Origin of the sequence: Nocardioides donggukensis (genome assembly GCF_014842875.1) — a bacterium.
Taxonomy (GTDB): Bacteria; Actinomycetota; Actinomycetes; order Propionibacteriales; family Nocardioidaceae; genus Nocardioides; species Nocardioides donggukensis.
In genome coordinates, this window is the sequence record NZ_JACYXZ010000001.1 from 1,146,658 (window position 1) to 1,173,305 (window position 26,648).

A 26,648-nucleotide genomic window follows, 5' to 3' on the forward strand; every position below is an offset into this window, starting at 1 on the left:
GGTCGGCAGGTGACTGCCGGCCGGCTGTCCGGCTCCGTGCGCGCGGACGCCCAGCCGATGGGCTCCACCCGCACCCTGCTCACCGAGACCGACGACGACGGCCAGGTGGTCTCCCGGGTGCGCCGCACGGTGCTGCCCGGGGGCCTGCGGGTGGTCACCGAGCAGATGGCCGGGGTCCGCTCCGCGAGCGTGGGCGTCTGGGTCGGGGTCGGCTCCCGGGACGAGGTGCCCGGCCTGCACGGCTGCTCGCACTTCCTCGAGCACCTGCTGTTCAAGGGCACCGCCGAGCGGTCCGCGATGGACATCTCCGTGGCCCTCGACGAGGTCGGCGGCGAGTTCAACGCGTTCACCGCCAAGGAGTACACCTGCTTCCACGCGCGGGTGCTCGACCACGACCTGCCGCTGGCCGTCGACGTCCTCGGGGACATGGTGACCGGCTCACGGATCCTCGCGGCCGACGTCGAGGCGGAGCGGGACGTGATCCTCGACGAGATCGCCATGCACGACGACGACCCCGACGACGTGGTCCACAACCTGTTCTCCGAGCAGGCGTTCGGCGACACCCCGCTCGGCCGCCCGATCGCCGGGACGGCGGACTCGATCGCGCGGCTGACCCGCACCCAGATCGCCCGCTTCTACCGGCGCCACTACCGGGCCGCGAACACCGTGGTGGCCGTGGCCGGGAACCTCGACCACGCCACCGTGGTCCGCCGGGTGCGCAAGGCCTTCGGGCGGCACGGGTTCCTGGCCGGCGACGAGCGGCCGGTGCCTCCGACGACCACCACCCGGTCCCGCCGCCCGGCCGCGGGCGCGGCGCACGCGACCCGTCCGCTGGAGCAGGTCAACCTGGTGCTCGGGGTCCGCGGGCTCACCCGCACCGACGAGCGTCGGTTCGCCCTCGGCGTGCTCAGCACGGCCCTCGGCGGCGGCACCTCGTCAAGGCTCTTCCAGGAGGTCAGGGAGCGACGCGGCCTGGCCTACTCGGTCTACTCCTTCGCCAGCCACTACGTCGACGCCGGCCTGGTCGGCGTCTCGGCCGGCTGCCTGCCCGAGAAGTACGACGACGTGCTGGGCGTGGTGCGGGCCGAGCTGGCCCGGATCGCCAGGGACGGCATCGACGCCGAGGAGCTGGCCCGCGGCAAGGGCCAGCTGCGCGGCGGGCTGGTGCTGGGCCTGGAGGACTCCGGGTCGCGGATGGCCCGGCTCGGCAAGGCCGAGCTGGTCCACGACGAGCTGCTGGGCATCGACGAGGTGCTGGCGCGGATCGAGGCGGTCACCCTCGACGACGTCCGCTCGCTCGCCGCCGAGCTGTTCGCCCAGCCGGAGATCCTGGCGGTCGTCGGCCCGGAATGAGTGGCCCCGAGTGGCCCGAGTGAGCCCGAGCGGGTCAGCCGACGGCCAGCGCGGCGAGGGCGGCGCAGGCCACCGCCCAGAGCACGCTGGTGAAGGTGCCGATGATGAACCGCTCGGCGGCCCCGGGGGTCTCGGTGCGCAGCTCGGGGTAGCGGCCGAGCCCCTTGAGGGCCAGGGTCACCGCCAGCCCCTCGGGCCAGTCGGCCAGCAGCGTGGTGAACACCGCGGCCCGCTCCAGCCCGCCGATCCAGGCACCGCCGCGCAGCACCTCGCCGGCCCGGCTGATCGATCCGTCGCTGGCGGCCGTGCCGTGGTCGACGAGCGCGAACACGGCGGCGGTGAGCACGCCCCCGCCGGCCACCGCGAGAGCGCCGGCCAGGGAGACGACGACCGCGACCTCACCGGCCCCGTCGACGGGCGAGACGGCCAGCACCAGCGCCGCGGTGCCGAGCAGCCCGAGCAGGCCGCCCGAGACCGCCAGCCGCCCGGTCGGCGGGAGCCGCCACCCGAGCACGCCGAGCAGCACCGCCAGCCCGAGGGCGCCGGCCACGACGGCGCCGGTCACGGGGCGTCCTCGGTCGCGGGCGGGTGGCCGGTGAGGGTCTCGGCCAGCAGGTCGGTGACCAGCGACCGGGCCCGGCGGCCCTCGACCAGTCCGGCGGCCCGGGCCCGCTGGCTCACGGCCGGCGGGCTGATCCCGAGCCGCCGGGCGGTCTCGTCGTAGCTGAGTCCCTCGTCCACCAGGTCCACGACCTCCCATCCGCGTGTCGTCCGTCGTCCCAGGAGGGCCGCCCACAGCAGCAGGGCGGTCTCCACGTGCCCGGCACGGTAGTCGTCGTCACCGACGACGGCCACGTGTCCCGGTGTCCGCTTCGCGCCGTCCACCGCCGTCCGGGCGTGGAGGTAGGCCGGTCCGCGGCCGGCCCGGGCCTGACGCGGGAGCGGGGTCTCGACGGTCCCGATCCCGACGCCGACGTACCAGGCGTCGCTGCGCAGCAGCTCCAGCAGGGTGGCGGTGACCGCGGCCGGGTCGTCGAAGACGCCCTGGATCTCGTCGCCGGCGGTGCGCTCGAAGCCGCGCAGGGCCCCGGACCCGTAGTCGGCCACGGCTCGGGGGACCAGGTCCGGCGTGCTCCGGCTGGCCCGCTGGTCCACGGTGAGCACCACGACTCGCACGGCGTCCTCCCAGGCGTCGACCTTCATCCCACTGAGATAAGGCTTTTGCCTAAACTAGCATGAGATAAGGAAGAAGGCTAACGTCGGGCGATCAGACCCACGACCGCCGGTGCCTTGCTCTCGACCACCGAGACCCGGAAGCCGCCCTCGACCAGGGCCGCGGAGGCCTTCTCCAGCACCGTGGGCACCTGCTCGGGCGGGGTGGCCTCGTAGAACAGGTAGCACGCCCCGCCGGGCGAGATCCGCTCGTGCAGCAGCGCCACCTCGGCGGCGCAGTCCCGCACCCAGAAGAGGTTCACGTTGAAGGCGAAGGCCCGGTCGAGCCGCTTCACCGGCACCCGCAGCGTGGCCAGGTCGATGTGTCGCACGGTGAGCCGGCCGGCCGCGATGTGCTCGGCGCAGCGGCGCTTGGTGCGGTCCACCCCCGACTCCGACCGGTCGATCGCGAGCAGGCGCCCGGACTGGAGTCGGCTGCAGATCAGCTCCGCGGCGGCGCCCGCACCGCACCCGATCTCCAGCACCTGGTCGTCGGGCTGCACGTCGAGCACGTCGACGGCCCAGCGGATCCGGGCCGGAATCGTCTGCACCGCCATGGGCACAGCCTGCCACCTCCCTGCGCTTTCGCGCAGCACCGCCCAGTGGCTGCCCCAGTGGCTGCCCCCATGCCTGGCACAGTGCCTGCCCGGGCGCCTGCCCCTGGGCCGGCTCCCGCCGGAGTAGGTTTGCCCCGTGAGCGAGCAGAGGTTGAAGGTGGGGGTGCTCGGCGCCCTGGGCAAGGTCGGTGCGGAGGTCTGCCGGGCGGTCGAGGAGGCCCCGGACCTGGAGCTGGTGGCCGCGGTCGACGCCGACGACGACATCGGGGCGCTGCTCACCGCCGGCACCGAGGCGGTCGTCGACTTCACCCATCCCGACGTGGTCATGGACAACCTCGAGTTCTGTCTCGACCACGGCATCCATGCGGTCGTCGGCACCACGGGCTTCGACGAGGACCGGCTGGGCCAGCTGCGGACCTGGCTGGGCAACGCGCCCGGCACCGGCGTGCTGATCGCGCCCAACTTCTCGATCGGCGCGATCCTCATGATGCGCTTCGCCGCGGCGGCCGCCCCGTTCTACGACTCCGTCGAGGTGGTCGAGCTGCACCACCCGGACAAGGCCGACGCGCCCAGCGGCACGGCGCGGCGTACGGCGGAGCTCATCGCCGCCGCCCGCGCGGACGCCGGGCGGGACCCGATGCCGGACGCCACCTCGACCGCGCTGGACGGCGCCCGGGGTGCCGAGGTGTCGGGGGTGCGGGTGCATGCGCTCCGGGTCCGCGGGATGGTCGCCCACCAGGAGGTGGTGCTCGGCGGGACGGGGGAGACCCTGACCGTGCGGCACGACTCGATGGACCGCAGCTCGTTCAGCCCCGGTGTGCTGACCGCACTCCGGGCGATCGCCGACCACCCGGGTCTGACCGTGGGCCTGGAGTCGTTCCTCGACCTGGACTGAGCAGGCCTCGACCGAGGGCGCGGCCTCGGGCCGCTACCCGGCCGGGCCGAGCGCGGTGTGCAGCCGGACCTGCTTGACGGTCACGGACCCGTCGCCGTGCAGGTCGAGCTCGCGGTGCGCGCCGTCGGGGGCCCAGCCGGCGTCGGTGAGGAAGGCGCGCAGGGCGTCGTCCCCGGCGTTCAGCCAGGTCACCGCCCGGGTGAACCGGTCCGCCACGAGGGTGTCGGCGCAGGCCTGGACCAGCCGCGATCCGTGGCCGAGCCGGCGGTCCTCGGGTGCGACACCGAGCTCGGCGACCTCGCCGTCGGAGATCGGGTCGCAGTCGGGGTCGGCGGCCGGCATGGTGACGGCGAAGCCGGCGATCCGGTTCCGCTCGAGTGCCACCAGCACCCGGTTGCGGGCGTCCCGGCCGGTCGTCAGCGCCGCGCTCCACACCTCGGCGACCTGGTCGACGTCCAGGGCGGCCGGCGGCAGCAGGTCGGCGTACGCCTCTCGCCAGACCCGCACCTGCACGCCGGCGATGCCGCGGGCGTCGTCGGCCCAGGCGACGCGGACGGAGACGTCGGCGGTGGGGGAGCTCATGCGGTCATCCTCGCAGCCGGCCGGTGGTATTACATGCGCACGTCACGGATGCAGATATCTGTAACACGGCCTGCTACCGTGGGGGTGTGTACGGCAACGACTTCACCGCCCCAGAGGCCGCGCGCACGGCGCCGGCCGACGAGCCCGCCTCGTTCCGCGCCATCCTCGTCGAGGACGGCCGGGTCGAGCCCCGCGACGAGATGCCGGAGGGGTACCGCAAGACCCTGGTCCGCCAGATCGCGCAGCACGCCCACTCCGAGATCATCGGCATGCAGCCGGAGGGGAACTGGGTCAGCCGGGCGCCCAGCCTGCGCCGCAAGGCGATCCTCATGGCCAAGGTCCAGGACGAGGCCGGCCACGGCCTCTACCTGTACGCCGCCGCGGAGACGCTCGGCGTCGACCGGGCCGACCTGCTCGACGCGCTGCACAGCGGTCGGCAGAAGTACTCCTCGATCTTCAACTACCCGACGCTCACCTGGGCCGACGTCGGCGCGATCGGCTGGCTGGTCGACGGCGCCGCGATCGTCAACCAGGTGCCGCTGTGCCGCTGCTCCTACGGCCCGTACGCCCGGGCGATGGTCCGGGTGTGCAAGGAGGAGTCCTTCCACCAGCGCCAGGGCTTCGAGATCCTGCACACGCTCGCGCACGGGTCGCAGGCCCAGCGGCAGATGGCCCAGGACGCCGTCAACCGCTACTGGTGGCCGAGCCTGATGATGTTCGGCCCGCCGGACGACGACTCGCCGAACTCGGCGCAGTCGATGGCGTGGGGGATCAAGCGCTTCTCCAACGACGACCTGCGCCAGCGGTTCATCGACATGACCGTGCCGCAGTCCGAGGCGCTCGGGCTCACCCTGCCCGACGACGGCCTGGCGTGGAACGAGGAGCGCGGCCACTACGACTTCACCCCGGTGGACTTCACCGAGCTGTTCGAGGTGATCCGCGGCAACGGCCCCTGCAACGAGCAGCGGATGGCGCACCGGGTCGGCGCCCACGAGGACGGCGCGTGGGCCCGCGAGGCCGCGGCGGCGTACGCCCAGAAGCAGGCACAGAAGCAGGCCCAGAGGCAGGCCCGAGAGCAGGCACAGAAGGAGGGGGCCGCATGAGCGTCGAGCCCCTCTGGGAGGTCTTCGTCCGGTCCCGTCGCGGGCTCTCGCACGTCCACGTCGGGAGCCTGCACGCCGCGGACGCCGGGATGGCGCTGCGCAACGCCCGCGACCTCTACACCCGGCGTCAGGAGGGTGTGTCCATCTGGGTCGTGCCCGCGGCCGCCATCGAGGCCTCCAGCCCGGACGAGAAGGACAGCTTCTTCGACCCGGCCGTCGACAAGGTCTACCGGCACCCCACGTTCTACGACGTCCCGGAGGGGGTGGAGCACCTGTGAGCGCCCACGTCGACTACCTGCTCGGGCTGGCCGACGACGCCCTGGTCTCCTCGCAGCGGATGGGCTGGTGGATCAGCCGGTCCCCGCAGCTGGAGGAGGACGTCGCGATGGCCAACATCGGGCTCGACCAGCTCGGCCAGGCGCGGGCCCTGCTCACCCACGCCGGTGCGGTCGAGGCGGCCGGCCGCGACGAGGACGACCTGGCGTACTTCCGCGACGAGCGGGACTTCCGCAACGTCTGCCTGGTCGAGCGGCCGATGGAGGACTTCGGCGTCGCCATGGCCCGGCTGCTGGTCTTCGCCACCTGGCAGCACGAGCTCTACGGCGCGCTGTCGGCGAGCACCGACGCCACGCTCGCGGCGGTGGCGGCCAAGGCCCGCAAGGAGACCGCCTACCACGTCGACCACGCCCGGCAGTGGACCCTGCGCCTCGGTGACGGGACCGCGGAGAGCCATGACCGGATGCAGGCGGCGGTGGAAGCAGAGTGGCCGTGGCGCGAGGAGCTCTACGACGCCGGCACCCTGGCCCCCGAGCTCGTGGAGCGGGGGATCGCGGTCGACCCGGGGACGCTGCGCGAGCCGGTCGAGGCGCGCCTCGACGCGGTGCTGGCCGAGGCGACGCTGAGCCGGCCGGACGTCGCGGCGGCGTACAGCCGCGGCCGGCAGGGCCGGCACACCGAGGCGATGGGCTACCTCCTCGCGGAGATGCAGCACCTGGCCCGGTCCCACCCGGGGGTGACCTGGTGAACGCCACGACGATCGAGCACCGCACCGCGACCGCGACCACGCCGTCCCGGGCCTGGCAGGTCGCGGCCGGCGTGCTCGACCCCGAGCTGCCGGTGGTCACCATCGAGGACCTCGGGATCCTGCGCGAGGTGACCGAGGACGACCAGGGGCGGGTGCACGTCCGGGTCACCCCGACCTACTCCGGCTGTCCGGCGATGGAGACGATCCGCGAGGACCTCGTCTCCGCGCTCACCGGCGCGGGGTTCCGCACGGTCACGGTCGAGTTCGTGCTCGCGCCCGCGTGGACGACCGACTGGATGACGGGCGAGGGCCGCGCCAAGCTCGAGGCCTACGGCGTGGCCCCACCGGGCCCGGTCGCCGACGGCGGTCCCGTCCCGCTGGCGCTGTCGGTGCGCTGCCCCCAGTGCGGCAGCCCGGACACCCACGAGCTGAGCCGGTTCGGCTCCACCTCGTGCAAGGCGCTGTGGAGCTGCCGCAGCTGCCGCGAGCCCTTCGACCACTTCAAGGCCCTCTGAATGAGCGGTCACGCCTCGTTCCACCCGCTCCGGGTGGCCGCGCTCGAGCCGCTCACCGACGACGCCGTCGGGCTCACCTTCGAGGTGCCGGCGGACCTGGTCGAGGAGTTCACGTGGACGGCGGGTCAGCACGTCTCGATCCGGTGCCCGGACGGCGGGCGGCGCAGCTACTCGATCTGCACGCCGCCGTCGTCGGGCCTGCTCAAGGTCGGCATCAAGCGGCTGCCCGGGGGCGTGTTCTCCGGTGGCGTGCTCGACGCGCTCGCGGTGGGCGACGAGCTCGAGGTGATGACCCCGGCGGGTCGGTTCACCCCCCGGCTGGACCCGACCGCGCGGAAGTCGTACGTCGTGGTGGCGGCCGGCTCCGGCATCACGCCGGTGCTCTCGATCGCCGCGGCCATCCTCGAGGGCGAGCCCGGGTCGCGGGTCACCCTCGTCTACGCCAACCGCACCCACCGCTCGGTGATGTTCCTCGACGAGGTGCACGACCTCAAGGACCGCCACCTCGAGCGGTTCCGGGTCCTGCACGTGCTGTCCCGGGAGGAGCAGGACGTCGCCCTGCTCTCGGGTCGGCTGGACGCCGAGCGGTTCCGGGGGCTGCTGGAGTCGCTGCTCCCGGCCGACGACGTCGACGAGTGGTATCTCTGCGGCCCGCAGGCGATGGTGACGGACCTGCGCGAGGTGCTCTCGGAGGCCGGCGCGACCGCCGTGCACACCGAGCTCTTCCACGCCGACCCGGTGCCGCGCGCGGCACCGGTCGAGCAGGACGGCGCGGGGTCCGCCGACGGCGGCTCGGCCCGGGTCACGGTCCGGCTCGACGGTCGCAGCTCGAGCTTCGACCTGGCCCGCGGCGACGTGCCCGTGCTGGAGGCGGCCCTGCGGGTACGTCCGGACGCGCCGTTCGCCTGCCGTGGCGGTGTCTGTGGGACCTGCCGGGCCCGGGTCGTCGAGGGCAGCGTCTCGATGGACACCAACTGGGCCCTCGAGGCCGAGGAGGTCGAGCGCGGCTACGTGCTGACCTGTCAGTCGCACCCGACGTCCGAGACGCTGGTCCTCGACTACGACGCCTGAGCGGGTCGGCCGCTCACCGGGTCACGGTGGGGCGGCCCGGTCGCCCAGCCGGACGGCGCCGGCGACGGCGAGCGCCGTGCCCGCGGCCACCCCGCCCCACCAGCCCGGTCGGACGCCGTCGCCGAGCAGCGCCAGGCCGACCAGGGCCGGGACGAAGGTCTGCATGACGATCAGCGCCGCCGTGGCCGGGGTCACCGTCGTGGAGGCGAGGGCGAGCGAGTACAGCCAGAACGCGACCGCGCCGAGGGCGGGGACGGCCAGTGCCGTCACCAGCACGGCGGGGGACAGGCGCAGCTCGATCCCGCGGACGGCGATGGCCGAGCCGGCGTACCCGGTCCCGGAGGCCACCCCGAGCCAGAGCGGGTGCCGTCGCAGCGTCACGCCCGCGGCCACGCAGGCGGCGACGAGCAGCCAGACCGCGAGCGCCAGCCCGGTCCCCGCCGCCGGCTCGCCGGGATCGCCCGAGGAGACCGCGAGCACCACGATGCCCAGCGTCACCGCCGCCACCGCGAGCCAGCGGGACCACCCCAGCGGCTCGTGCAGCAGCCGCGAGGCGGTGATCGCCGTGATCGGCATCGACAGCGAGATCGCGGCCTGGGCCAGGTAGAGCGGCAGGTAGACGATGGCCACCGCGTGCAGCAGGAATCCGCCGAGGTAGGCGGCCACCACGGCCAGCACCACCGGATCGCGGGCGCCGGCCACCAGGAACCGGCCGAGACCGCCCTGCAGCTGGGGCAGCAGCCGGACCCGGTGCGCCTGCAGCACGGCGGCCACCCCGAAGAGGGCGGCGGCCGCCAGGGCGGCGGCCAGTCCGGTCAGCACCGAGGGCTGGTCAGCGGTAGGTGTCCGGGAGCGGCTGGTTGATCTTCACCCGCGGCTTGGGCAGTCGCAGGAAGCGCATGTTGATGGCCCGCATCACGGCGTACCAGGTGACGCCCTTCAGTGGCGCCTCGGGGAACCGCTGTGCGATCGCGCGGCGCAGCCGGAAGCGCAGGTAGAACACGTCGGCGACGACCAGGATGATCGTGGTGAACCACAAGGAGTTGGCCAGCACCACGCCGCCGTCGCCGAAGAGGCCGTAGCCCATGACCATGATCAGGATCAGCATCGGGGCGAGCAGCTCGGCGAAGCCCAGCCGGCTGTCGACGAAGTCGCGGATGAACCGCTTCACGGGTCCGCGGTCGCGGGGTGGCAGGTGGTTCTCGTCGCCGTTGCGCAGCGCCTCCCGCACCTTGCGGCTGGACTCGACCCGGAGCTCGCGCTGGCGGCGGGCGAGGGCCTTGCGGTCCCGGGGCAGGCGGGCCCGGGCCTTGGCCGCGGCCTCGGCCTCCTTGCGGGAGGGGGTGGGGCGTCCCTTGGCGCCCGGCCTCTCCGGGACGGGCGACTCGGCGGGCTGCGGGGTGGAGCGTCGGAACAACGGGAACGCCCTTCGGCGACGGGTGGACGGATGTGACCACAGCCTACCCGCCCGGCTCGCTCGCTCCCGCTTGTGTTTGGCCCTAGGGTTGATTCACCAGCACACACCGTTCACACTGCCTGCCCGTCGCCGACGGGCAGAACCCGAAGGGGTCGCTCCGCATGAGTCTCTGGAAGCGCTTCACCTTGATCTTCCGGTCGAAGGCCAACACGGCCCTCGACCGCGCCGAGGACCCGCGCGAGGTGCTCGACTACAGCTACCAGCGTCAGATCGAGCTGCTCTCGAAGGTACGCCGCGGCGTCGCCGACGTCGCCACCAGCCGCAAGCGGGTGGAGCTGCAGGTCAAGCAGCTGGAGCAGCAGCAGGCCAAGCTGCAGGGCCAGGCGCAGAAGGCCATCGAGATGGAGCGTGAGGACCTCGCCCGCGAGGCCCTGACCCGCAAGTCGGGGCTGACCTCCCAGATCGCCGACCTGAACGTCCAGCACGCCAACCTGCAGGCCGAGGAGGAGAAGCTCACCCTCGCCCAGCAGCGGCTGCAGGCGAAGGTCGAGTCCTTCCGCACCCGCAAGGAGACGATCAAGGCGACCTACACCGCCGCCCAGGCCCAGACCCAGATCAACGAGGCCCTCTCGGGCATCGGCGAGGAGATGGGCGACGTGGGGCTGGCCGTGCAGCGCGCGGAGGACAAGACCGCCCAGATGCAGGCCCGGGCCGGCGCGATCGACGAGCTGCTCGCCTCCGGCGCGCTCGACGACGTCAGCCAGCCCGGTGGCGGCGACGACATCAGCCGCGAGCTGGACGCCATGGGCTCCCAGTCCGACGTCGAGGCCGAGCTGGCCAGGCTCAAGGGCGGCTCGAAGGCGCCCGAGGCCATCGAGTCGGGCGCGGAGGGCGACATCCTGCGCTCCGAGCCGGCCACGGTCGAGGAGAGCGACGAGGGCCGGCCATGATCGTCCGGATCCTGGGGGAGGGGCAGTTCGACGTCGCCGACTCCGAGCAGGACCGTCTCAACGAGCTCGACGCGGCCGTCGAGACGGCCGTGGAGGCCGACGACGAGGCGGCGTTCCGGGTCGCCCTGGGCCGGCTGCTCGACGCCGTCCGCTCGGTCGGGGTGGCCCACGACCAGGCGTCGCTGGACGTCTCCTCGGTGATCCTGCCCCCGGCCGACGCCAGCATCCCCGAGGTGCGCGACCTGCTGTCCGACGACGGCCTGATCCCCGGCTGAGGCGACCATGGCGCGGACGCGTTTCATCAACGACGCCGGGCTGACCGCCCGGATGACGCTGGTCATGTTCCTGCTCGGCGCGCTGTTCGTCGTGCTCATCGTGGGGCTGATGCTCGTCGCCCAGGGCAGCGGGGCATCGGGTTTCATCCCGATCATCGGCCTCGCGGGCGTCGGCATCGCGGTCTACCAGTGGTGGAACTCCGACAAGGTCGCGATGCGGGCGATGCGGGCCCGCGAGGTGACCCCGCAGGAGGCCCCCGAGCTGCACGGCATGATCGACCGGCTCTGCGCCGTGGCCGACATGCCCAAGCCGCGGGTCGCGGTGGCCGACACCTCGCTGCCCAACGCGTTCGCCACCGGCCGCTCCCCGGAGCGGGCGGTGGTCTGCGTGACCACCGGCATCCTGCAGAAGCTCGACGCCGACGAGCTCGAGGGCGTGCTCGCCCACGAGCTCTCGCACGTGGCGCACCGCGACGTGATGGTGATGACGGTGGCCGCCTCGGCGGGGATCGCGGCCGGCCTGCTGGCCCGGGGCGCCCAGTTCGGCGGCATCGGGCGCTCCCGCGGCAACGGCGGGGCGGCCGGCATCGTGATCGTGCTCGTGATCAGCCTGGTGGTCTACGCGATCAGCTTCCTGCTGCTCCGGCTGCTGTCGCGCTACCGCGAGCTCTGCGCGGACCGCTCCGGCGCCTACCTCACCCAGCGTCCGGCCGCCCTGGCCTCCGCGCTGCAGAAGATCAGCGGAGACATGGCGACGATCCCGCAGAAGGACCTGCGCGCCGCGAGCTCGATGAACGCGCTCTTCATCGCCCCCGCGATCCGCGGCATCTCGCTCAGCACGGTCACCGCCACCCACCCCTCCCTCGAGCAGCGGCTCGAGCAGCTCGCCAAGATCCAGGCCGAGCTCGGCCGCCCGCTCGACTGACGGCCCGGGGATCACAGGTGGGATTCTGGGACGCCATGCGTGGCCGGACCCGGCCGAAGCAGGCCGAGCTGGACGCCCTGTTCATGGTGCCCAGCGCCGCGATCACGCTCGAGACCGCGGCCGGCCTGGTGCCGACCGGTGAGGGCGCGGTCTGCTTCCGGGCCGCGGAGGGGGCGGCCTTCAGCCGCACCCAGGCCGACGTCGTCACCCTGCTCGACGCCGACGGCGGACGACCGGTGCGCAGCACTGTCGACCGGTTCGGGTTCACCTGGCTGGTCACCCACGACGACGACATCACCCAGCTCTGCACCGAGCTGCACGCGGTGAACACCGCCCTCGAGGCGGAGGGCTTCGGTCCGAGCCTGCTGTGCTCCCTGGTGCCGTTCGCCGACCCGCTCGACCCGGACCGCCGGGTGGGGCTGGTCTACCTCTACAAGCGCGGCACGTTCTACCCGTTCGCGCCGCGGGGCGAGGAGCGCCGGGACAACCTGCTCGAGATTCAGGTCCGCGACCAGCTCTCCGGTGAGCTGCCGATCGAGGCCGACCTGCAGCGCTGGCTGGCCGTCTGGGGCGCGCCGGGACTCTGACCGTGGCCCCGGGCGCCGTCAGTCGCGGTGCGAGCGGCCGGGCAGGTCCAGCATCCGCTGGAGCGCCACCTTGGCCTGCTCCTCGGTCTCCGGGTCGACCTCGATGACGTTGACCTCGGTGCCGCCCACCAGGGACTCCAGGGCCCACACGAGGTGCGGCAGGTCGATCCGGTTCATTGTCGAGCAGTAGCACACGGTCTTGTCCAGGAACGTGATGTTCTGCTCCGGGTGCCGGGCCGCCAGCCGCTTGACCAGGTTCAGCTCGGTGCCGATCGCCCATGACGAGCCGGGCGGCGCCGCCTCGACGGTCTTGATGATGAACTCGGTCGAGCCGACCAGGTCGGCCTTGAGCACCACCTCGTGGGTGCACTCGGGGTGGACCAGGATCTGGACGTCGGGGATCGAGGCGCGCAGCTCGTCGACGACGTCGGCCGAGAACCGGCCGTGCACCGAGCAGTGGCCCTTCCACAGGATCACCCGGGCCGCCCGGAGCTCCTCGACGGTGTTGCCGCCGTTGGGCCGGCGCGGGTCCCAGACCACGCAGTCGTCGAGCTCGAAGCCCATCTTGAGCACCGCGGTGTTCCGACCGAGGTGCTGGTCGGGCAGGAACAGCACCTTGGCGCCGTCCTCGGCGTCGGGCTTCTGGGCGAACGCCCACTCGAGGGCGACGTCGGCGTTGCTCGAGGTGCAGACCGCACCGCCGTGCCGACCGCAGAAGGCCTTGATGTCGGCGCTGGAGTTCATGTACGTCACGGGCACGACCGCATCGACCACGCCGGCGTCGGTGAGCGCGTCCCACGCGTCCTCGACCTGGGCCAGCCGGGCCATGTCGGCCATCGAGCAGCCGGCCGCGAGGTCGGGCAGGATCACCTTCTGCGTCGGGGCGGTGAGGATGTCGGCGGACTCGGCCATGAAGTGCACGCCGCAGAAGACGATGTACTCGGCCTCGGGGCGGGCGGCGGCGTCCCGGGCCAGCTTGAACGAGTCGCCGGTGACGTCGGCGAACTGGATGACCTCGTCGCGCTGGTAGTGGTGCCCCAGCACGAACACCTTCTCCCCGAGCGCCTCCTTGGCCGCCCGGGCGCGCTCGACGAGGTCCGGGTCCGAGGCCGGGGGCAGGTCCCCGGGGCACTCGACGCCCCGCTCCGAGGACGGGTCCGTGCCGCGACCGAGGGGGAGCAGGGGCAGGTCGACTGTGCTCATGGCCCCATCCTAGGTGCCGGCCGGCTCACAGCAGCGAGCCGTGGTGCAGGTACGGCGCCGGCGGCTTCATGCCGCGCAGGGCGAGGTACCCCCGCTGGTGCAGCGCGAGCCCGGCGGCCATCCCGACGTCGATCGCCCAGGGGTTCGCGGCGGTCACGTGGTCGACCTCGACGTCGGTGTCCGCGGGGCCGGAGGCCAGGGCCTCCCACAGCAGCCTCCGGGCGGTACGCCGATCGGTCGCCGCGAGCAGCGCCGGAGAGCCGGAGGAGTCGACGTAGGCGTAGCCGGCGCCGGTGCCGGTCTCGGAGACGACCAGCCGGTGCGTGGAGAGCAGCACCTCGTGGTCGCCGAGATGGGCGGCGCCCCGGGTCCGGCGGTCCACCGAGTCGAGCAGGTCGCGGTCTCCCGCGGTCCCGTCCCGGACCTTCTCGACCACCGGCAGCGCGGAGCGGTCCACCCGCCCGTGCAGGAACATCTGCGGGTGCAGCGTGAAGCCGGCGCCGTGGTAGCGGCGTACCGCCCGGGGGTCGGCGGAGGAGGCCAGCATTCCGCGCAGGCAGCCCCGGCCGTGGTGCCGCGCGGCGTCGAGCAGCTGGGTGCCCACGCCGCGCCCCTGGAGCTCGGGTCGCACCCCGTAGCTGGCGAGGATCCACATGAGCTCGCGGGTGAACGACACCGCGAACCCGGTCAGGCCGGACTCGTCCTCGCTGACCCAGCAGCCACCCGGGTCGGTGCCGAGCAGGTGGAGGGTGCGCCGCACCCACGCGGAGGCCCGGTCCGGCGGGCGCAGCACCGGCGGGGGCCACCCGGGCTGCCCGGTCCGCGCGTCGAGCTCGTGGAAGGCCGTGGCGCTGATCCGCTCCACCACCGGCACGTCCTCGGGCCGCATCGGCCGGACGAGTGCTGGGGCCCCGGACATGCCCGTCACCCTAGGCGGAGGTCGGCCGTCGCGGCGATGATGGGGCCATGACCGATCTCGCGGACCTCCTCGTCGGCACGGGCGCGGTCGGGGCGGCCGTCGTGGGCGGCGTGCTCTACGCCTTCTCGGCGTTCGGCATGCCAGGTCTGCGCAACGCCGAGCCCCGGGTGGGGATGGCCGCGATGCAGGAGATGAACCGGATGGCGCCGCGGGCCCCGCTGGTGGTGCCGCTGATGCTCACGGCGGCACTGTCCGCCGGCCTCGCGGTCGCCGCGGTCCTCGGCCGCGTCGACGACCGCTGGTGGGTGCTGGCCGGGTGCCTGCTGTACCTGGCGGCCTTCGCGATCACGGTGGCCTTCCACGTGCCGCGCAACGAGGCCCTGGACCGGGTCGACGTCCACGGCCCGGACGCCGTCGAGGCGTGGCATCAGTACGCCGGGGCCTGGGTGCGCTGGAACCACGTGCGCTCCGCGGCCGCGATCGCCGGCTCCGCGTCGCTCGTGGTGGCCCTCGTGCGCTGAGCGGGTCGCGCTCGGCGAGGATGGGGTCATGCGCGTCCTCATCGCCCCCGACAAGTTCGCCGGCACCCTCACCGCCGTCGAGGCGGCCGAGGCGATCGCCACCGGGTGGGGTCGGCACGCACCCGACGACGAGCTGGACCTGTGCCCCATGGCCGACGGCGGACCCGGCTTCGTCGACGTGCTGCACGCCTCCCTGGGCGGTGAGCTGCTCGCGGTCACGGTCCGCGGCCCGCACGGCGCGCCGGTCCCGACCACGATCCTGGTGCAGGGCCGCGCGGCGTACGTCGAGAGCGCGCAGGCCTGCGGCCGGCACCTCGCCGCGGACGGCGACGCCGAGCGGGCCACGACGTACGGCGTGGGGGAGCTGCTGCTGGAGGCCGCCGCGACCGGGGTGGATGAGGTGGTGGTCGGACTCGGCGGCTCGGGGACCAACGACGGCGGCGCCGGCCTGCTCGCCGCCCTCGGCGCGACCGGCGACGCGCCACTGGACGCCGGCCCGGCCGGGCTGGCCGGGCTGAGCCGGCTCGATCTCGGCCCTGTCCGGGACCGGCTGGGCGGGGTGCGGCTGGTCGCCGCCAGCGACGTCGACATCCCGCTCACCGGACTGTTCGGCGCCACCAAGACCTTCGGTGAGCAGAAGGGCATCGCCGTCGACCGGATGCCGGCCGTCGACGCGGTCCTGGAGGCCTTCGCCGGCCTCGCCGGCGCCCGGACGGCCCTCGAGAAGGGGGCCGGCGCGGCCGGTGGGCTCGGCTACGCCCTCCTGCTGCTCGGCGCCGACCGGACGCCCGGGGTCGACGTGGTGTCCGCGGCCGTCGGCCTCGCCGGCCGGGCCCGCAGCGCCGACCTGGTGGTCACCGGCGAGGGGGCCTTCGACTTCTCGAGCCGGTCCGGGAAGGTGCCGTACGGCGTCGCGGCGGTCGCCGGGGAGCAGCTCCGACCGTGCATCGCGCTCGCCGGTCAGGTGCTGGTCGGGTCGCGGGAGATGCGGGCGCTCGGTGTCGAGTCCGGCTACTCGGTGGTGGAGCTCCTCGGCGAGGAGCGGGCCTTCGGCGACCCGGCGGGCGCGTTGGCCGACCTGGCCGAGCGGGTCGCCCGGTCCTGGTCCAGGTGAGCGGAGTCGCGTCGGGGCGGCCGCTCGCCGTTCGGGGAATATCCGTCCGTGTGCGACCATTGAAGCCGGTAACACGTCCAGCCACTTGTGGGGAGCACACATGACCGAGCAGGCCTTCGAGACCCGCACCGACCAGATCAACCTGTCGCCGGTCGCGGCCGCCAAGGTCCAGAGCCTTCTCGAGCAGGAGGGCCGCGACGACCTGGCCCTGCGCATCTCCGTGCAGCCCGGTGGCTGCTCGGGTCTGCGCTACCAGCTCTTCTTCGACGAGCGCACCCTCGACGGGGACGTCACCACCGACTTCGACGGCGTGACCGTCGTCGTCGACCGGATGAGCGTGCCCTACCTCAACGGTGCGGTCATCGACTTCGTCGACTCGATCGAGAAGCAGGGCTTCACCATCGACAACCCGAACGCCACCGGCTCGTGCGCGTGCGGCGACTCGTTCCACTGAGCCACCGACACCGCTCCACCGCAGCGTGACGAAGCCCCCGCCGGGAACCGGCGGGGGCTTCGTGCTGTCCAGGGCCGGTCGAGGGCCAGTCGGGGGTCAGTCGACGTGCAGGTGCAGCCGGCCGGCCATGAGGGCGGCCTCGCGGTGCACGGGGAAGATCGTCGGCGGCTGCCGGCGGTAGGCCTCGAGGCCCTTCCGCGGAGCGGCCGGCCTGCGCACGGCCCCGGCCGGCCCGGACAGCCAGGCCCCGGCGGCCAGGCAGTCGCCGAGCATCTCGTGCGGCGTCGCCGCGTCGTCGTACGGGAGGCGGGGTGTCGTGGAGCTCATGGCCTCGACGCTATTCGTTACCGTGAGGTACCCCCAGTCGTACCGGAAGGTAGTGTTCGGCGGCATGTCGCTGCTCATCGCCGGTTCGATCGCCACCGACCACCTGATGTCGTTCCCGGGGCGGTTCGCCGACTCGCTCGTGGTCGACCAGCTCGACAAGCTGAGCGTCTCGTTCCTCGTCGAGGACCTCGAGGTACGACGCGGCGGGTGCGCGGCCAACATCTGCTTCGGCCTCGGCAACCTCGGCGTCCGCCCGGTGCTCGTGGGTGCCGTGGGGGAGGACTTCGGCGACTACCGCGCCTGGCTCGAGCGGCACGACGTCGACTGCGACTCGGTGCACGTCTCGGAGACCCGGCACACCGCGCGCTTCGTCTGCACCACCGACTCGGCGATGGCGCAGATCGCCTCGTTCTACGCCGGGGCGATGAGCGAGTCGCGCGAGCTGGAGCTGAAGCCGATCGCGGACCGGGTCGGGGCTCCCGACTTCGTGCTGATCGGCCCCGACGACCCCGAGGGCATGCTCCGGCACACCGACGAGTGCCGGCAGCGCGGCTACCGGTTCGTCGCCGATCCCTCCCAGCAGCTGGCGTTCGGGGACGGTGACCTGATCCGGCGCCTCATCGACGGTGCCGAGATCCTCTTCTCCAACGAGTACGAGGCGTCGCTGATCACCCAGAAGACCGGCTGGTCCACCCAGGAGGTGCTGGACCGGGTCGGGACCTGGGTGGTCACGCTCGGCGCCGAGGGGGTCCGGATCGATCGCTCGGGGGAGGAGTCGCTGACGGTGGCCGCCGTCCCCGAGATCGCCAAGGTCGAGCCGACGGGGGTGGGGGACGCCTTCCGCGCCGGGTTCCTGGCCGCCCTCACCTGGGGGCTCGGCCACGAGCGGGCCGCCCAGCTGGGCTGCCTCCTGGCGGTCTACGTGGTCGAGCGGGTCGGCACGCAGGAGTACACGCTGTCGAAGGCGGGCTTCCTCGACCGGCTCGAGCGTGCCTACGGGCCGGAGGCGGTCAAGGACGTCGAGCCGCACCTCACGACGTTCCGCGCCTGACCGGGCTCAGACCAGGCGGCGGACCAGGTGGACCGGCGTCCCGTCGTCGGCGGCCGACTCGCCGGCGTACTCCTGGCCGCGCATCCGGCACCACGCGGGGACGTCGACCCGGGCGGCGACGTCGGTGCAGGCCACCGCGACCAGCCCGCCCACCGGGACCGCGGAGAACTCCCTGGCCAGCACGATCACCGGCAGCGGGCAGCGCATCCCGCGGCAGTCCAGCTCGAGGTCGACGGCCTCCCGCCCGGCCCCGCTCACAACCCGGCCTCCGCACGGATCGAGGAGACGACCGCCGGCAGGGCGTCGAGGAAGGCCTCGACCTCCTCGCGGGTCGCGTCACGGCCGAGTGAGAGCCGCACGTTGCCGTGCGTGAGCACCCCCATGGCGGCCAGCACGTGGCTCGGGGTGAGCGTCGAGGCCGTGCACGCCGAGCCGCTGGCGACCGCGAAGCCGCGCCGGTCCAGCTCGGTCACCAGCGCCTCGCCGTCGACGTAGAGGCAGGAGAACGTCACCAGGTGCGGGAGCCGGTCCTCCGGGTCGCCCACCACCTCGACGTCGGGCACCTCGGCGGCGACCCGGGACCGGACCAGCGACACCAGCGCGTGCTGCCGGGCGGTGCGCTCGGCCCGCTCCTCGACGACGGCCTGGAGGGCGGCGGCCGCGGCCAGCGCGGCCGGGACGTTCTCGAAGCCCGTGGTCCGCTCGTCGATCCGGTCGTCGCCCGGGAACGGGTGCCGCCACCGGGAGCCCTTGCGGACCAGCAGGACGCCGACGCCGGCCGGGCCGCCCCACTTGTGGGCCGACCCCGCGGCGGCCGCCCACCCCGTGGGCAGCGGAAGTCGGCCCATCGAGGCGCAGGCGTCGGTGAACACCGGGGCGGTGCCCGGGAGCTCGGCGACCGGCTGGACGGTGCCGACCTCGTGGTTGGCGGTCTGCACCGCCAGCACCGTCGGCTCGGGCGGCAGGTCGCGGATCCGCACCCGGCCGGCCCGGTCCACCGGGGCCAGCGAGAGCCGGCCGCCGCGGCGCTCGTGCCACTCCCCGGCGTGCAGCACCGCCGAGTGCTCCACCGCCGAGGCGACGAGGTGGTCGCCGTGACGCGACCTCCCGGCGAGCAGGCCCAGGACGCCCAGGTGCACCGCGTGGGTGCCGCTCGGCGTGAACGTCACCTCGTCCGGTCGCACCCCCAGCGCCGTGGCCACCACCTCCCGGGCGTTGTCCAGCAGCAGGCGCGCCGACCGGGCCGGTCCGTGCAGGCGCCGCGGGTCGGCGTACCCGGTGTCCAGCGCGGCCAGCAGCGCCGACCTGGCCGCGGGGTGGAGGGGTTCGGCGGAGGCCGCGTCGAGATAGGCCGGGGGCGGCTCCGAGCGATATCTCACACGTCGAACCTACCGGGCGACCTGACCACCAACAGCCGCAGTGGTTCCGATACTGTTCGGTCTATCCGTAGATGACCGAGAGAGAGGCTCGTTCGTTGAGTCTGCAGCTCCCCAAGCGCTTCCGGCGTGCGGCGTACGGCGTGGCGCTGGGTTCCAGCCTCCTGCTGCTGGGCGCCTGTTCCGCGGAGGACAAGGCCCAGGCCGACCGGTGGGCCATGCCCGCCAACTCGCCGGGCACCGAGCAAGCCGTCTACATCGCCGACCTGTGGAAGTGGTCGTGGGTCGCGGCGCTGGCCACCGGCATCGTGGTCTGGGCCCTGATCTTCTACGCGTCCTGGCGCTACCGCCGGCGCAGCGAGTCCGACGTACCCGTCCAGACGCGGTACAACCTGCCGCTCGAGATCTTCTACACGATCGCGCCGATCATGATGGTGATCGTCTTCTTCTACTGGACGGTCGTCACCCAAGACACCGTGCTCGAGGAGGTCGACGACCCCGACCACACGATCGAGGTCGTCGGGCAGCAGTGGAGCTGGACCTTCAACTACTCCAGCGACCGTGACGTCACCGGCGGCCAGGTGCCCTACACCTCCGGCACCGGGTCGAACATCCCGACGCTCGTGCTGCCGGTCGACCAGATCGTCGAGTTCAAGCTCTCCTCCCCGGACGTCATCCACTCGTTCTGGATCCCGGGCTTCCTCATGAAGATGGACATCATCCCCGGTCAGGTGGGTGAGGAGCGCAACTCGTTCCAGGTCACCCCGACCGAGGAGGGCACCTTCAAGGGCAAGTGCACCGAGCTCTGCGGTGTCTCGCACTCCCGGATGCTGTTCAACGTCGAGGTGGTCAGCCTCGCCGAGTACGAGTCCTACCTGCAGGACCTCGAGGCCCAGGGCTTCGTCGCCGACGAGCCGCTGCTCGGCGGTGAGGACGCCCGCACCCAGGCCGGCCTGGACGCCGCGCTCGCCAACGAAGGAGGCGCCGAGTGACCGCCACCGCCGCCCGCACGACCGGCCAGGCCCCGGACCGCAAGCCGCTGGGCCAGCAGGTCGTGCGACTGCTCACCACCACCGACCACAAGCTGATCGGCAAGCTCTACCTCGTCACGTCGTTCGCGTGGTTCATGATCGGCGGCCTCATGGCCATGCTGATCCGCTCCGAGCTGGCGTTCCCGGGCCAGCAGGTGGTCAGCGACGAGACCTACAACCAGCTGTTCACGATGCACGGCACGATCATGCTGCTGCTGTTCGCGACGCCGCTGTTCTTCGGGTTCGCCAACGTCATCATGCCGCTGCAGATCGGCTCGCCGGACGTCGCGTTCCCGCGCCTGAACATGTTCAGCTACTGGCTGTTCCTGTTCGGCGGCATGATCGCCGCCTCCGGCTTCCTGACCCCCGAGGGGGCCGCCGACTTCGGCTGGTTCGCCTACACGCCGCTGTCGAACTCGGTGCGATCACCGGGCATCGGCGGCGACCTGTGGATCATGGGCCTCTGGATGGCCGGCCTGGGCACGATCCTCGGTGCCGTCAACTTCATCACCACGATCATCTGCATGCGGGCCCCCGGCATGACGATGTTCCGGATGCCGATCTTCGTCTGGAACACGCTGGTCACCAGCCTGCTCGTGCTGATCGCGTTCCCGATCCTCGCCGGTGCGCTGCTCTCGCTGGAGGCGGACCGGTTGATCGGCGCCCACGTCTTCGACGCCGAGCATGGTGGTGCGATCCTCTGGCAACACCTGTTCTGGTTCTTCGGGCATCCGGAGGTCTACATCATCGCGCTGCCGTTCTTCGGCATCGTGACCGAGATCCTGCCGGTGTTCAGCCGCAAGCCGATCTTCGGGTACGTCGGCCTGGTCGGCGCCACGCTCGGCATCGCGATCCTCTCGGTCGCGGTGTGGGCGCACCACATGTTCGTCACCGGCGAGGTGAACCTGCCCTTCTTCTCGGGCATGACGTTCCTGATCGCGGTGCCCACAGGAGTGAAGTTCTTCAACTGGATAGGCACGATGTGGGGCGGGTCGATCTCGTTCGACACGCCCATGCTGTGGTCGATCGGGTTCCTCACCACGTTCCTCTTCGGTGGCCTCACCGGCGTGATCCTGGCCAGCCCGCCGCTGGACTTCCACGTCTCGGACTCCTACTTCGTGGTCGCCCACTTCCACTACGTGGTGTTCGGCACGGTGGTGTTCGCGATGTTCGCGGGCTTCTACTTCTGGTGGCCGAAGATGACCGGCCGGATGCTCAACGAGTTCCTCGGCAAGCTGCACTTCTGGCTGCTGTTCGTGGGCTTCCACCTGACCTTCCTGGTGCAGCACTGGCTGGGGGTGGAGGGGATGCCCCGCCGGTACGCCGACTACCTGCCCGATGACGGCTTCACGATCCTGAACCAGGTCTCGACGGTCGGTGCGTTCCTGCTCGGCGCCTCGACGCTGCCGTTCCTCTACAACGTCTACGTGTCCCGCAAGGCGCCGGTCGTGGAGGTCGACGACCCGTGGGGCTGGGGCCGGTCGCTCGAGTGGGCCACCAGCTGCCCGCCGCCCCGGCACAACTTCCACGCCATCCCGCGGATCCGCTCGGAGTCCCCGGCGTTCGACCTGCACCACCCGGAGATCGCGGCGCTGGAGCTGCAGGAGAACGACGCCGAGCGGCGCGACGACTCCTTCGCGGACGCCCCGAGCGTCGAGGGGCGCGAGCAGATGCTGCGCGACAACATCGACGACCGCAACATCGAGGGGGACGACCGATGAAGGCCGAGGCCTGGATCTTCGTCATCACGACGATCTTCTTCGCCCTGGTGAGCCCGGCGTACTGGTTCATCACCGGCGACTGGACCGGCACCTCGGCGCTGGTGATGGCCACGCTGCTGGTCGCGATGGTCTCGCTCTACCTCGGCTTCCACGCCGCCCGCATGGAGCCGCGGCCCGAGGATCGCAAGGACGGCGAGATCGCCGACGGCGCCGGCGAGCTCGGGTTCTTCCCGCCGTACTCCTGGTGGCCGCTGTGGTGCGCCCTGACGCTCGGCGTGTGCGTTCTCGGGGTGGTCATCGGTTGGTGGCTGTTCATCATCGGGCTCGGCCTGGGTGCGCTGGCGCTGCAGGGCTGGATCTTCGAGTACTACCGCGGCGTGCACGCTCACTGATCGGTGCCTTCCGCGAAGGGCGCCCTGCGCCGGCTGGTGCCGCCGATCGGGCGGGTCGTGGACGAGCGGGACGCGCTGATCCGTCGCACCACCCGGCTGCGGGCACGGCTGGCGACCTCGCAGGCGCTGGCGCGCCGTCGCCAGCGCCGGATCCGCAGGCTGCGGGCACGACTGGAGCGGCAGGGGCTCAAGCTGACCCGGGTCCGGGACAGGCTGACGAACAGCGAGCTCGGGGCCCGCGCGCTGCAGGCCGAGCTGGCGGCGTACCGCGAGCGGGACGTCCGGGCGGACGGCGAGCCGTTGGCCTACCTGTTCGTGATGACCTACGGGCGCTCGGGGTCGACGCTGCTCCAGGCGATCCTCAACTCGGTCCCGGGCGTGATGGTGCGCGGCGAGAACGGCGGCCTGCTCTCGCACCTCTACGCCTTCCACCGGCAGGCGACGGACGTGCGCAGCAACCGTGAGGTGTCCTCGGAGAGCCCCGGGCACCCGTTCTACGGGATCGGCGGGTACGACGAGGAGGAGGCGCTCGCCGCGATCCGGGAGCTGGTCACTCGCACCCTGCTGCGGCCCCGGCCGGGCGTGCACACGGTGGGGTTCAAGGAGATCAGGTGGTTCGAGGAGGACCTCGACGACTACCTGGCGTTCCTGCGCGGCGTCTTCCCCGGTGCCCGGTTCGTGGTGAACACGCGCCGGCTCGAGGACGTCGCCAAGAGCAAGTGGTGGCCCGACCGGGAGGACCCGGTCGGCGAGCTCCGGGCCTACGAGCAGCGGATCCTCGCCGCCGCCGAGACCCTCGGGCAGGACGCCTTCCGGGTCCGCTACGACGACTACGTGGACGACCCCGAGCAGCTGCGGCCGCTCTTCGCGTGGCTGGGGGCCGAGTTCGACGCGGACCGGCTCGCCGAGGTCATGGAGACCCGGTACGCCCCGCACACGCCGCTGCCGGAGGCGTGACCGGCAGCACGTCCCGACGATGCGGCTCCTGTCGGTCGGTGCGGCTATTCTCGAGGAGCACCGCCTGACCGCTTCGACCCTTTCCTTCCGGGGGACCGCTCCATGACCGCACGCCCACTCGGGTTCTCTCCGCGTGCCCTGACCGCCCTCGGCACCGCCGCCCTGCTGGCAGCCACCCTCGTGGGCTGCAGCTCCGACACCGGCGCCGACAGCCTCGACCCGGCCGGCGAGCCGACCACCGCTGCCGCCCAGGTCGAGCCGGTCGAGATCGGCGACAACCTGGCGAGCCGGACCGCGGTCGCCGTGGACAAGCAGGTCCGGATCACCGTGCAGGGCGGCACGCTGCGCCGGGTGAGCGTCGCCTCGGAGGACGGGACCCCGCTCGACGGGGCGCTCAGCGACGAGGGCTCCGCGTGGAAGGCATCCGGTCGGCTGGAGCCGGGCACCGGCTACGTCGTCCGCGCCCTGGCCGAGGGCTCCGACGGCGCGGTCGAGCGCGAGACCCGGCGCTTCCGCACCGCCGACCTGTCGCTCGACGACCAGACCTACGCCTCGATCGCCCCGCTGGACGGCGAGACGGTCGGGGTGGGGATGCCGGTCGTGGTCACCTTCGACGTGCCGGTCGCCGACCGGGCCTCGATCGAGCGGCACCTCACGGTCAGCTCCACGCCGCGCCAGGTCGGCTCCTGGCACTGGCTCAGCGACACCGAGGTGCACTGGCGCCCACGCACCTACTGGCAGGCCGGTAGCGACGTGACCGTCGACGTCGACATCAACTCGGTGCCGGCCGGCAACGGCGTCTTCGGGCAGGAGAGCCGCCGGATCGGCTTCCACGTCGGCGATGCCAACGTCTACAAGGTCTCCGCCGCGACGCACTCGATGCAGGTGTTCTCCAACGGCGACCTGCTCCGGACGATCCCGATCACGACCGGCAAGGCCGGCTTCACCACCCGCTCGGGCACGAAGGTGATCATGGAGAAGTTCCGCGAGCGTCGGATGAACTCCGAGACCGTCGGCATCTCCGAGGGCGACCCGGAGTTCTACGACATCGACGACGTCGAGTACGCCATGCGGCTGACCTACTCCGGCGAGTTCATCCATGCCGCGCCGTGGTCGGTCGGCTCCCAGGGCAGCGCGAACGTCTCGCACGGCTGCACGGGCATGAGCACCGCCGACGCGGGCTGGCTCTACGGCCTCTCCAAGCGCGGTGACGTGGTGGAGTACGTCGGCACCGATCGGCCGATGACCCTCGAGAACGGCTTCGGCGACTGGAACGCCTCCTTCGCCGACTACCGCACCGGATCCGCCCTCTCCTCCTGACCCACCCCGCCGACCCGTCGCATCTGTCCCGCGACCTGTCGCATCTGTCCCGTGACCCGTCGCATCTGTCCGGCGTTGAGGTCGCCGACCCGTCGCATCTGTCCCGCGACCTGTCGCATCTGTCCGGCGAGCGTGCGTCTCAATCAGGCGGCTGTCCACAGGCGGAGTCGACCACGGGTGACGGCTGGCTGATCGTGGCGCACCCTCGTCGACATGCTCCCGAGACCGATGCAGCCGTGGCTCGATCCGTGCGCGTCCATCCCCGACGACCGCCCCTTCACCCGGGCGCAGGCACGGGCTGAGGGCGTCCATGGTCGTCAGCTCCTCGAGTGGACCCGGGCCGGGCTGCTCGCCCACCCGATCCACGGCGTCTACCACGCCCGCCAGCTCCCCGACAGCCTGGGACTGCGGCTGGCCGTGCTCCGCCTCGTCGTTCCCGAGGACGCCGTGGTCACCGACCGGACCGCCGCCTGGCTGCTCGGTGCACCGATGGCGTTGGCGCCCGGCGACCACCTCGTCGTACCCCGCGTCTCCATGTTCCGACCGCCGGGGTATCGGCTGCGCAACGGACTGGCCGCCTCCGGCGAGCGCATGCTCGACGACGACGAGATCACCGAGATCGACGGGATCCGGGTGACGACACCGCTTCGGACGGCCTGTGACCTGGGGCGCCTGCTGCACCGCGACCAGGCGATGGCCGGGCTCGACCAGATGCTGCGGGTGAGCCGGGTCGGCGTCGAGACCCTTGTCGCCTACAGCGGCCGGTTCCGGGGACGGCGGGGCATGCGGCAGCTGCGGTGCCTCGCACCCCTGGCCGACCCACGTGCGCAGTCACCCGGCGAGAGCATCCTGCGCTTGCGGTGGGTCGACTGCAGTGATCTGCCACGACCGACACCGCAGCTCGCGGTCCCGGGACCTGGTGGCCTGGTGTACTTCCTGGACCTGGGTGTCGAAGGTCTGCGGTACGCCGCGGAGTACGACGGCGCCGAATGGCACGGACCGGATCGGCGGGCACACGATCAGGAGCGTCGCCGCTACCTCGCCGAGCAGGAGGGATACCTCATCGACGTACTCCGGGCGGAGAACATCCACGGCCCGCACCAGAATGCCGAACTGGTGCTTCGGGCCGGGATCGCGCGGGTTCGCAAGCTGGCAGCTCGCCGGTGACCCGGACAGATGCGACGGGTCGGTGGAATGAGGGTTGAGGTCGCGGAAACGGGGTAACGCCTTTCCGTGACTCAAGACACATCACACCTCTCGGGACGGGTCGGGCTCTTCCTGACCACCCTGCTCGGGCTCGCCGCCCTCATGGTGGCGCCGCTGACAGCGATCGCGCCGCCGGCCGAAGCAGCAGGGATCATCCTCACCACGAACGGAGACGGCACCGGCTACGGCGAAGCCGGCGGCAGGATCACCTTCCCCTCGCGCTACAAGGTGAAGATCGTTGAGCCCTGGGCCAACGACTACTGCGGACCCCGCGGCGGGGACGGCCGCGGCGTCTACATGCGAGGCAAGGCGACCACCCGCAGCGGCACGGGCAAGTGGCGCAAGCACCGCCTCGGCCTCATCGCCTACGACAACAACGGCTGTGGCTCCACCCCGATGCGCTTCGACACGCGTCGCTGGACCAAGTCCTCGAAGATCGTGTACGTCGAGCTCTGGCTCTGCGAGGAGAACCACAGCGCCTCGGGCACCAAGTGCCTGCGCAGATCCAGCATCAAGACCTACCGCAACCCCCATCAGTGATCTGCGCCGCTGGCGCCGCGCAGCGTGCCGGTGGCGACCACCCGAACCTC

At 72.4% G+C, this 26,648-nt stretch carries 33 protein-coding genes; 22 read left to right on the forward strand and 11 right to left on the reverse strand.

Annotated features, from left to right (window positions below):
• Positions 1 to 9 precede the first annotated feature (9 nt).
• On the forward strand, positions 10 to 1,353 hold the full coding sequence (locus IE331_RS05630) for a M16 family metallopeptidase (RefSeq protein ID WP_318646770.1): 1,344 nt from the start codon (positions 10 to 12) through the stop codon (positions 1,351 to 1,353).
• A 34-nt stretch (positions 1,354 to 1,387) separates the two neighbouring features.
• Here the strand turns inward: IE331_RS05630 and IE331_RS05635 are convergent, their stop codons facing one another.
• Genes IE331_RS05635 through IE331_RS05645 form a run of 3 tightly spaced genes read right to left on the reverse strand, consistent with a single transcriptional unit; the run spans position 1,388 to position 3,122 of the window.
• Positions 1,388 to 1,918, reverse strand: a complete 531-nt coding sequence (locus tag IE331_RS05635) for a hypothetical protein (RefSeq protein ID WP_192141265.1) — start codon at positions 1,916 to 1,918, stop codon at positions 1,388 to 1,390.
• Positions 1,915 to 2,556 carry a helix-turn-helix domain-containing protein gene (locus IE331_RS05640; protein ID WP_192141267.1) on the reverse strand — a complete coding sequence of 214 codons (642 nt, stop codon included), beginning with the start codon at positions 2,554 to 2,556 and terminating at the stop codon, positions 1,915 to 1,917. The genes IE331_RS05635 and IE331_RS05640 overlap by 4 nt, the downstream gene beginning before the upstream one ends.
• Before the next feature lie 50 nt (positions 2,557 to 2,606).
• Positions 2,607 to 3,122 carry a class I SAM-dependent methyltransferase gene (locus IE331_RS05645; RefSeq protein ID WP_192141269.1) on the reverse strand — a complete coding sequence of 172 codons (516 nt, stop codon included), beginning with the start codon at positions 3,120 to 3,122 and terminating at the stop codon, positions 2,607 to 2,609.
• Positions 3,123 to 3,258: 136 nt separating this feature from the next.
• Between IE331_RS05645 and dapB the strand changes: the two genes are divergently transcribed.
• On the forward strand, positions 3,259 to 4,017 hold the full coding sequence (gene dapB, locus IE331_RS05650; protein ID WP_201931143.1) for a 4-hydroxy-tetrahydrodipicolinate reductase: 759 nt from the start codon (positions 3,259 to 3,261) through the stop codon (positions 4,015 to 4,017).
• A gap of 33 nt (positions 4,018 to 4,050) precedes the next feature.
• Here dapB and IE331_RS05655 read toward each other — a convergent pair whose 3' ends face one another.
• A complete protein-coding gene (locus IE331_RS05655; protein WP_192141271.1) occupies positions 4,051 to 4,599 on the reverse strand; it encodes a GNAT family N-acetyltransferase in 549 nt (182 codons plus the stop codon).
• 86 nt (positions 4,600 to 4,685) lie between these two features.
• Between IE331_RS05655 and paaA the strand changes: the two genes are divergently transcribed.
• From paaA to paaE, 5 genes are read left to right on the forward strand one after another with little or no spacing between them, the layout of a single operon-like run.
• Entirely contained in the window at positions 4,686 to 5,702 is a 1,017-nt protein-coding gene (gene paaA / locus IE331_RS05660; RefSeq protein ID WP_201931145.1) for a 1,2-phenylacetyl-CoA epoxidase subunit PaaA, read from the forward strand.
• Entirely contained in the window at positions 5,699 to 5,980 is a 282-nt protein-coding gene (gene paaB / locus IE331_RS05665) for a 1,2-phenylacetyl-CoA epoxidase subunit PaaB (RefSeq protein ID WP_192141275.1), read from the forward strand. Before paaA ends, paaB begins: the two co-directional genes overlap by 4 nt.
• The gene (gene paaC, locus IE331_RS05670) at positions 5,977 to 6,726 is read left to right on the forward strand and encodes a 1,2-phenylacetyl-CoA epoxidase subunit PaaC (RefSeq protein ID WP_192141277.1); all 750 of its coding nucleotides are present in this window, start codon (positions 5,977 to 5,979) and stop codon (positions 6,724 to 6,726) included. The genes paaB and paaC overlap by 4 nt, the downstream gene beginning before the upstream one ends.
• On the forward strand, positions 6,723 to 7,241 hold the full coding sequence (paaD, locus tag IE331_RS05675) for a 1,2-phenylacetyl-CoA epoxidase subunit PaaD (protein WP_201931153.1): 519 nt from the start codon (positions 6,723 to 6,725) through the stop codon (positions 7,239 to 7,241). Before paaC ends, paaD begins: the two co-directional genes overlap by 4 nt.
• Positions 7,242 to 8,312 carry a 1,2-phenylacetyl-CoA epoxidase subunit PaaE gene (paaE, locus tag IE331_RS05680; protein WP_192141279.1) on the forward strand — a complete coding sequence of 357 codons (1,071 nt, stop codon included), beginning with the start codon at positions 7,242 to 7,244 and terminating at the stop codon, positions 8,310 to 8,312. It begins immediately after the preceding gene.
• Positions 8,313 to 8,333: 21 nt separating this feature from the next.
• On the opposite strand, the gene IE331_RS05685 is transcribed toward paaE, so the two are convergent.
• Entirely contained in the window at positions 8,334 to 9,134 is an 801-nt protein-coding gene (locus IE331_RS05685; RefSeq protein ID WP_192141281.1) for a hypothetical protein, read from the reverse strand.
• Positions 9,135 to 9,144: 10 nt separating this feature from the next.
• Positions 9,145 to 9,729 (reverse strand): DUF3043 domain-containing protein, encoded by a 585-nt coding sequence (locus tag IE331_RS05690; RefSeq protein WP_192141285.1) that lies wholly within the window; start codon positions 9,727 to 9,729, stop codon positions 9,145 to 9,147.
• A 161-nt stretch (positions 9,730 to 9,890) separates the two neighbouring features.
• Here IE331_RS05690 and IE331_RS05695 point away from each other — a divergent pair, with 161 nt between their 5' ends.
• The 4 genes from IE331_RS05695 to pspAB are packed head-to-tail and all read left to right on the forward strand — an operon-like array spanning position 9,891 to position 12,466.
• Positions 9,891 to 10,679 carry a PspA/IM30 family protein gene (locus IE331_RS05695; RefSeq protein ID WP_192141287.1) on the forward strand — a complete coding sequence of 263 codons (789 nt, stop codon included), beginning with the start codon at positions 9,891 to 9,893 and terminating at the stop codon, positions 10,677 to 10,679.
• A complete protein-coding gene (gene pspAA / locus IE331_RS05700) occupies positions 10,676 to 10,954 on the forward strand; it encodes a PspA-associated protein PspAA (RefSeq protein WP_192141289.1) in 279 nt (92 codons plus the stop codon). The genes IE331_RS05695 and pspAA overlap by 4 nt, the downstream gene beginning before the upstream one ends.
• A 7-nt stretch (positions 10,955 to 10,961) precedes the next feature.
• A complete protein-coding gene (htpX, locus tag IE331_RS05705) occupies positions 10,962 to 11,879 on the forward strand; it encodes a zinc metalloprotease HtpX (RefSeq protein ID WP_192141291.1) in 918 nt (305 codons plus the stop codon).
• 17 nt (positions 11,880 to 11,896) lie between these two features.
• On the forward strand, positions 11,897 to 12,466 hold the full coding sequence (gene pspAB / locus IE331_RS05710; protein WP_192141293.1) for a PspA-associated protein PspAB: 570 nt from the start codon (positions 11,897 to 11,899) through the stop codon (positions 12,464 to 12,466).
• An 18-nt stretch (positions 12,467 to 12,484) separates the two neighbouring features.
• Here pspAB and nadA read toward each other — a convergent pair whose 3' ends face one another.
• On the reverse strand, positions 12,485 to 13,669 hold the full coding sequence (gene nadA / locus IE331_RS05715) for a quinolinate synthase NadA (RefSeq protein ID WP_192141295.1): 1,185 nt from the start codon (positions 13,667 to 13,669) through the stop codon (positions 12,485 to 12,487).
• 25 nt (positions 13,670 to 13,694) lie between these two features.
• Positions 13,695 to 14,588, reverse strand: a complete 894-nt coding sequence (locus IE331_RS05720; protein WP_201931155.1) for a GNAT family N-acetyltransferase — start codon at positions 14,586 to 14,588, stop codon at positions 13,695 to 13,697.
• Positions 14,589 to 14,635: 47 nt separating this feature from the next.
• Between IE331_RS05720 and IE331_RS05725 the strand changes: the two genes are divergently transcribed.
• The 3 genes from IE331_RS05725 to erpA all read left to right on the forward strand — a co-directional run bounded on the left by IE331_RS05725 (position 14,636) and on the right by erpA (position 16,677).
• Positions 14,636 to 15,109, forward strand: a complete 474-nt coding sequence (locus IE331_RS05725) for an anthrone oxygenase family protein (protein WP_192141297.1) — start codon at positions 14,636 to 14,638, stop codon at positions 15,107 to 15,109.
• Positions 15,110 to 15,137: 28 nt separating this feature from the next.
• Complete coding sequence (locus IE331_RS05730) at positions 15,138 to 16,223, forward strand: glycerate kinase family protein (protein ID WP_192141299.1); 1,086 nt, start codon at positions 15,138 to 15,140, stop codon at positions 16,221 to 16,223.
• A gap of 100 nt (positions 16,224 to 16,323) precedes the next feature.
• Positions 16,324 to 16,677, forward strand: coding sequence for an iron-sulfur cluster insertion protein ErpA (erpA, locus tag IE331_RS05735; protein WP_192141301.1), 354 nt, complete (start codon positions 16,324 to 16,326; stop codon positions 16,675 to 16,677).
• A gap of 96 nt (positions 16,678 to 16,773) precedes the next feature.
• Here the strand turns inward: erpA and IE331_RS05740 are convergent, their stop codons facing one another.
• The gene (locus tag IE331_RS05740; protein WP_192141303.1) at positions 16,774 to 17,004 is read right to left on the reverse strand and encodes a hypothetical protein; all 231 of its coding nucleotides are present in this window, start codon (positions 17,002 to 17,004) and stop codon (positions 16,774 to 16,776) included.
• 64 nt (positions 17,005 to 17,068) lie between these two features.
• Between IE331_RS05740 and IE331_RS05745 the strand changes: the two genes are divergently transcribed.
• On the forward strand, positions 17,069 to 18,055 hold the full coding sequence (locus tag IE331_RS05745) for a carbohydrate kinase family protein (protein ID WP_192141305.1): 987 nt from the start codon (positions 17,069 to 17,071) through the stop codon (positions 18,053 to 18,055).
• A 6-nt stretch (positions 18,056 to 18,061) separates the two neighbouring features.
• Here the strand turns inward: IE331_RS05745 and IE331_RS05750 are convergent, their stop codons facing one another.
• Positions 18,062 to 18,313 carry a sulfurtransferase TusA family protein gene (locus tag IE331_RS05750; protein WP_201931157.1) on the reverse strand — a complete coding sequence of 84 codons (252 nt, stop codon included), beginning with the start codon at positions 18,311 to 18,313 and terminating at the stop codon, positions 18,062 to 18,064.
• Positions 18,310 to 19,434 (reverse strand): cysteine desulfurase family protein, encoded by a 1,125-nt coding sequence (locus IE331_RS05755; protein ID WP_192141307.1) that lies wholly within the window; start codon positions 19,432 to 19,434, stop codon positions 18,310 to 18,312. Before IE331_RS05755 ends, IE331_RS05750 begins: the two co-directional genes overlap by 4 nt.
• A 95-nt stretch (positions 19,435 to 19,529) precedes the next feature.
• Between IE331_RS05755 and ctaC the strand changes: the two genes are divergently transcribed.
• From ctaC to IE331_RS05790, 7 genes are all read left to right on the forward strand, one after another.
• Positions 19,530 to 20,423 carry an aa3-type cytochrome oxidase subunit II gene (ctaC, locus tag IE331_RS05760; RefSeq protein ID WP_192141309.1) on the forward strand — a complete coding sequence of 298 codons (894 nt, stop codon included), beginning with the start codon at positions 19,530 to 19,532 and terminating at the stop codon, positions 20,421 to 20,423.
• A complete protein-coding gene (ctaD, locus tag IE331_RS05765; RefSeq protein WP_192141310.1) occupies positions 20,420 to 22,183 on the forward strand; it encodes an aa3-type cytochrome oxidase subunit I in 1,764 nt (587 codons plus the stop codon). The genes ctaC and ctaD overlap by 4 nt, the downstream gene beginning before the upstream one ends.
• Positions 22,180 to 22,575, forward strand: coding sequence for a cytochrome c oxidase subunit 4 (locus IE331_RS05770; RefSeq protein WP_192141311.1), 396 nt, complete (start codon positions 22,180 to 22,182; stop codon positions 22,573 to 22,575). Before ctaD ends, IE331_RS05770 begins: the two co-directional genes overlap by 4 nt.
• Before the next feature lie 3 nt (positions 22,576 to 22,578).
• The gene (locus IE331_RS05775; protein WP_192141313.1) at positions 22,579 to 23,532 is read left to right on the forward strand and encodes a sulfotransferase; all 954 of its coding nucleotides are present in this window, start codon (positions 22,579 to 22,581) and stop codon (positions 23,530 to 23,532) included.
• A gap of 102 nt (positions 23,533 to 23,634) precedes the next feature.
• Complete coding sequence (locus IE331_RS05780; protein WP_192141315.1) at positions 23,635 to 24,852, forward strand: L,D-transpeptidase; 1,218 nt, start codon at positions 23,635 to 23,637, stop codon at positions 24,850 to 24,852.
• 213 nt (positions 24,853 to 25,065) lie between these two features.
• Positions 25,066 to 26,019: a type IV toxin-antitoxin system AbiEi family antitoxin domain-containing protein gene (locus tag IE331_RS05785; protein ID WP_192141317.1), complete on the forward strand. Its 954-nt coding sequence runs from the start codon at positions 25,066 to 25,068 to the stop codon at positions 26,017 to 26,019.
• 66 nt (positions 26,020 to 26,085) lie between these two features.
• Entirely contained in the window at positions 26,086 to 26,598 is a 513-nt protein-coding gene (locus IE331_RS05790; RefSeq protein WP_192141319.1) for a hypothetical protein, read from the forward strand.
• Positions 26,599 to 26,648 lie beyond the last annotated feature (50 nt).

Excerpts from the sequence above, each read along its gene's own strand:
- IE331_RS05640 (WP_192141267.1), bottom strand. The coding sequence starts at position 2,556 with ATGAAGGTCGACGCCTGGGAGGACGCCGTGCGAGTCGTGGTGCTCACC.
- IE331_RS05645 (WP_192141269.1), bottom strand. The coding sequence starts at position 3,122 with ATGGCGGTGCAGACGATTCCGGCCCGGATCCGCTGGGCCGTCGACGTG.
- IE331_RS05655 (WP_192141271.1), bottom strand. The coding sequence starts at position 4,599 with ATGAGCTCCCCCACCGCCGACGTCTCCGTCCGCGTCGCCTGGGCCGAC.
- paaB (WP_192141275.1), top strand. The coding sequence starts at position 5,699 with ATGAGCGTCGAGCCCCTCTGGGAGGTCTTCGTCCGGTCCCGTCGCGGG.
- paaE (WP_192141279.1), top strand. The coding sequence starts at position 7,242 with ATGAGCGGTCACGCCTCGTTCCACCCGCTCCGGGTGGCCGCGCTCGAG.
- IE331_RS05695 (WP_192141287.1), top strand. The coding sequence starts at position 9,891 with ATGAGTCTCTGGAAGCGCTTCACCTTGATCTTCCGGTCGAAGGCCAAC.
- pspAA (WP_192141289.1), top strand. The coding sequence starts at position 10,676 with ATGATCGTCCGGATCCTGGGGGAGGGGCAGTTCGACGTCGCCGACTCC.
- htpX (WP_192141291.1), top strand. The coding sequence starts at position 10,962 with ATGGCGCGGACGCGTTTCATCAACGACGCCGGGCTGACCGCCCGGATG.
- nadA (WP_192141295.1), bottom strand. The coding sequence starts at position 13,669 with ATGAGCACAGTCGACCTGCCCCTGCTCCCCCTCGGTCGCGGCACGGAC.
- IE331_RS05720 (WP_201931155.1), bottom strand. The coding sequence starts at position 14,588 with ATGTCCGGGGCCCCAGCACTCGTCCGGCCGATGCGGCCCGAGGACGTG.
- IE331_RS05725 (WP_192141297.1), top strand. The coding sequence starts at position 14,636 with ATGACCGATCTCGCGGACCTCCTCGTCGGCACGGGCGCGGTCGGGGCG.
- IE331_RS05730 (WP_192141299.1), top strand. The coding sequence starts at position 15,138 with ATGCGCGTCCTCATCGCCCCCGACAAGTTCGCCGGCACCCTCACCGCC.
- erpA (WP_192141301.1), top strand. The coding sequence starts at position 16,324 with ATGACCGAGCAGGCCTTCGAGACCCGCACCGACCAGATCAACCTGTCG.
- IE331_RS05740 (WP_192141303.1), bottom strand. The coding sequence starts at position 17,004 with ATGAGCTCCACGACACCCCGCCTCCCGTACGACGACGCGGCGACGCCG.
- IE331_RS05745 (WP_192141305.1), top strand. The coding sequence starts at position 17,069 with ATGTCGCTGCTCATCGCCGGTTCGATCGCCACCGACCACCTGATGTCG.
- IE331_RS05770 (WP_192141311.1), top strand. The coding sequence starts at position 22,180 with ATGAAGGCCGAGGCCTGGATCTTCGTCATCACGACGATCTTCTTCGCC.
- IE331_RS05780 (WP_192141315.1), top strand. The coding sequence starts at position 23,635 with ATGACCGCACGCCCACTCGGGTTCTCTCCGCGTGCCCTGACCGCCCTC.
- IE331_RS05785 (WP_192141317.1), top strand. The coding sequence starts at position 25,066 with ATGCTCCCGAGACCGATGCAGCCGTGGCTCGATCCGTGCGCGTCCATC.